The sequence below is a fragment of the Mesorhizobium sp. M2A.F.Ca.ET.037.01.1.1 genome, assembly GCF_003998075.1.
Taxonomy (GTDB): domain Bacteria; phylum Pseudomonadota; class Alphaproteobacteria; order Rhizobiales; family Rhizobiaceae; genus Mesorhizobium.
This window is the reverse complement of record NZ_RZSA01000824.1, coordinates 1-3,027: the sequence shown is the minus strand read 5'-3', so window position 1 is coordinate 3,027 and position 3,027 is coordinate 1. Positions and strand designations below refer to the sequence as shown.

Here is a 3,027-nt window from a genome sequence, read left to right as displayed (position 1 = left end):
GTCACCTCGAGGTCGAGGTCGGTCGCCTTCATCTCGAGGCTCGCGCCTTCGGCGCTGAGCAGCACGTTGGAGAGGATCGGGATGGTGTTGCGCCGCTCGACCACGCGGTGGACGTGGTTGAGGGACTTCAGGAGATTTGACCGTTCCAGGATAACACGCATGACGAACAGGCTCGCTTCAATGAATGAACGGGTCACCGGCAGGCGGCATCCCGCGAAAGCCCTGAAAGGCTTCCAGAATCTCCGTAAGCTGACAGTAAAAAGCCTGCAAAGGCAAGCCCGCGGCACCGGTTCGGGCCGGTTGCGCGGGCTTTCTGGGGATAAAGCCGGCGAAGCGGGTCGCCGGCCATTTTTGCATCGCCTCAGGCCTGGTCGTTGATCAGCCTTCTGAGCAGTTCGAGCTCCTGCGCCAGCGTGTTGTCCCCGCCCGAAAGGTCCTCGATCTTGCGCACGGCATGCAGCACGGTCGTGTGGTCGCGGCCGCCGAAACGCCGCCCGATCTCCGGCAGCGAGCGCGGCGTCATCACTTTCGACAGATACATGGCCACCTGCCGCGGCTTGACGATCGTGCGCGTGCGCCGGTTGGACAGAAGCTCCGTCTTCGACACGTTGTAATGGCGCGCCACGATGCGCTGGATGTCCTCGATGCGCACCCGCTTCGGCTCGCCCGAGCGATAGATGTGGCCGAGGATCTCGTCGATCCGGTCGATCGTGATCTGCGGCTCGAAGGACTGGCGAAACAGAAGCTGGTTGAAGGCGCCCTCAAGCTCGCGCCCGCTGCCGGTGACCGTACGGGCGACATGCTCCAGGATCTCGTCCGAGATGTCGAGCGAGGTGTCATCGCTCTTGGCGGTGGCGCGGCGCAGCTTCAGCATGCCGAGCCGCATGGCGAAATCCGGCGCCGACATTTCCAGCGCCACGCCGCCATTGAGGCGCGACCGCACGCGCGGTTCCAGCGATTCCAGTTCCGACGGCGGCCGGTCGGCCGCGACCACCACCTGCTTGGCGCTGTCGAGCAGCATGTTGATGAGGTGGCAGAATTCGTGCTGGATCGATTTGCCTTGCAGGAACTGCATGTCGTCGATGATCAGGAGATCGATGTCGCGCAGCTGCTCCTTCAGCGTCAGCGCGTTGTTGTCGCGGATCGCGGTGGCGAAGCGCCACATGAAATACTCCGCCGTCAGATAGACGACGCGCGACTTCGGATTGTGTCGCAGCGATTCCGCCGCGATCGCCTGCAAGAGATGCGTCTTGCCGAGCCCGACGGTGGCATGCAGGAAAAGCGGGTTGAAACGCACCGCGCTCGACTGCGATTCCGCCACGGCTCTCGCCGCCGCGAAGGCCACCCTGTTGGACGGTCCCTCGATGAAGGAGGCGAACGTGTAGCGCGGGTCGAGCGGCGACCCCAGAACATTGTGGCGGAACTCCGGTTCCGCGGACGCGCCCTGGCGGGGCGCCGGCGCCCGTTGTTCCACGCGTCCGGCGCTCGCGGTGCCGTTGGCGAGCGCGGTGTGCGTCTGCCTGGTCGTCTTGCGGGCCGGCGCGATTTCCGGCTCGACATGGTTGCGCCCCTGGCGCGTCGCGGTGCGCACGACGATCTCGATCTTGAGGACGTCGGGATCCTCATGCCGCCACAGCTCCGCGATAAGCTCGAGATAGTGGCCGTTGATCCATGACCGCAGGAAGGCGGTCGGCACCGAGATGCGGACAATGCCGCGGGAGGCCTCGGCGACTTTCATGCGACCAAACCAGCTCGAATAGACCTCGGCCCCCAGACGCGCCTTCAGCTGGGCCTTGACCCGTTCGAACTTCTGTTCCGCGTCGCTGGATACCGCCACGTCGCCCTCTCCGACAAAAGTTGCTGGAAATGGGAGATCGCCCGCTATCTCCCTCTCGATGCCGCTTTGCATGATCACAGTTCCTTGTCTTCTCGTACCCTTTTCCCGCCGGGGATGCGCCTCCTGCATCCTTGGTCCGGCGACCTCATTCGCCGCGCTGCCCTGCCGCCGCCGGCAAACGGTCATCGCAACTCGCGCAAGGGACCAGCCGCCGGCTCCGCACGCCGGCTTCCGACAAAGACAAGGCAATACGCCACCCTCCGGCGAAAACGCCGGCGAGACATCGACCGCCAATGTACAATTACGCCAGTCCCCTACCGCACCGAAGAGACAAACCAAGCCACGCGCGGAATTGCTCCACGTCATGAATTCTGCCATTTTGTGCTGGCCGATTCAGGCTGGGTCAGGGGCTTAGTGCCCGTCCCTTCGATGGATGGACATTACCGAAATCGCTGTGGATAGGGCAAGGCCACATCTAACGGTTTTTTAACGAATCTGGTTACCGAACGGGGCTTGAATTCGGGTGCTGCGACGGCACGTTTTGACAAAGCCATTGTGATTCAAACCCTTTTCCGGCGAATATGAAAAAGACCGCCCGAAACGAAATATTCTGAAATAATTCTCTTGACAGCTACTTCTCCCCCGCGGTCCGGCCGTGCGTTGAACAAGCTGTGGATGACCGTCTGTAAGCACCTGAAAAGAATGCGGAATTTTTGACAGGAGAATTTGGGCAGCTGCCGCGGCAGAGGCGCGCAGATATAAGCGGCGCTGTATATGCCGGCAAAACAATACCGGCATTTTGAATCGCCTCACAAGTGCAGCTTGCGGGCGAACTTTTTAAGTACTTGCCGGCAAACGAAAAAACCCGGCCTGTGCGGCCGGGTTCCAAATCGATGGAGGATTGAGTCGGTCAGGCCGACAGCGTCTTGACCCGCTGAGCCAGTCGCGAAACCTTGCGGGAAGCCGTGTTCTTGTGGACGACGCCCTTGGTGGCGGCGCGCATCAATTCCGGTTCCGCAGCCTTGAAGGCTTCCACCGCAGCGGCCTTGTCGCCGGCGGCCAGTGCCTCTTCGACCTTGCGGACATAGGTGCGGACGCGCGAGCGGCGGTTCTTGTTGACCGCAGCGCGGCGGGCGATCTTGCGCGTAGCCTTTTTGGCCGAGGAAGTATTGGCCATGATGCCTCTCTTC

General features: G+C 62.2%; 2 protein-coding genes and 1 pseudogene. All 3 read right to left on the bottom strand.

Going from position 1 to position 3,027, the window contains the following annotated elements:
• A pseudogene (locus EOA27_RS29640) lies at positions 1–161 on the bottom strand (DNA polymerase III subunit beta); the annotation flags it as partial.
• A 200-nt stretch (positions 162–361) separates the two neighbouring features.
• On the bottom strand, positions 362–1,909 hold the full coding sequence (gene dnaA / locus EOA27_RS29635) for a chromosomal replication initiator protein DnaA (RefSeq protein ID WP_126062828.1): 1,548 nt from the start codon (positions 1,907–1,909) through the stop codon (positions 362–364).
• 838 nt (positions 1,910–2,747) lie between these two features.
• The gene (rpsT, locus tag EOA27_RS29630; RefSeq protein ID WP_040985913.1) at positions 2,748–3,014 is read right to left on the bottom strand and encodes a 30S ribosomal protein S20; all 267 of its coding nucleotides are present in this window, start codon (positions 3,012–3,014) and stop codon (positions 2,748–2,750) included.
• Between the last annotated feature and the right edge of the window lie 13 nt (positions 3,015–3,027).

Coding starts and splice junctions, on each gene's coding strand:
- dnaA (WP_126062828.1), bottom strand. CDS start 1,909: ATGCAAAGCGGCATCGAGAGGGAGATAGCGGGCGATCTCCCATTTCCA.
- rpsT (WP_040985913.1), bottom strand. CDS start 3,014: ATGGCCAATACTTCCTCGGCCAAAAAGGCTACGCGCAAGATCGCCCGC.